Origin of the sequence: Vibrio sp. 10N.222.49.C9, assembly GCF_041474985.1 — a bacterium.
Classification (GTDB): Bacteria; Pseudomonadota; Gammaproteobacteria; order Enterobacterales; family Vibrionaceae; genus Vibrio; species Vibrio crassostreae_C.
The window spans coordinates 1-405 of record NZ_JBFRVD010000163.1 but is presented as its reverse complement, the minus strand read 5'-3'; the positions used below and the strand labels follow the sequence as shown (position 1 = coordinate 405).

The following is a 405-nucleotide window of genomic DNA, read 5'->3' as shown; positions in this document are numbered from 1 at the left end:
TTAGGATACTTTCCGGGAGATCGTATGTGTCTTCATATTCAAACTCCAAAATACCAACATCACCATTCAAGTCTTCATGTAACGTGTACGAAACTCGCGCCATACAACCACTCCTTAATAGAAAAATGAAAACCCTACACAATGTGTAGGGTTAAGTTTAGATCATTAACTCTGCAGCCATCTCCGAGGAGTTCAACACCCCAGAAGACATATCTACATCATCGTTAATATAAGACAGCACCTTCTTAAACAAAGGGACGCGATGGTCCATTTCCTCTGCTTTAGAATTCACTATTCGAGATATATAGAGAGCATAACTCCCACGTATCATCTCAGCATTCAAGCTATAAACAGTCTCAACGCAACTCTTAAACGAGAATGCATGATCCTGATTTACATCAGAGA

At 39.8% G+C, this 405-nt stretch carries 1 protein-coding gene; it reads right to left on the bottom strand.

The window, feature by feature from the left end; genetic code table 11:
* Positions 1 to 157: 157 nt before the first annotated feature.
* Positions 158 to 405: hypothetical protein (locus tag AB4585_RS22535; RefSeq protein ID WP_372171045.1), on the bottom strand; the 248-nt coding region annotated here is incomplete at its 5' end.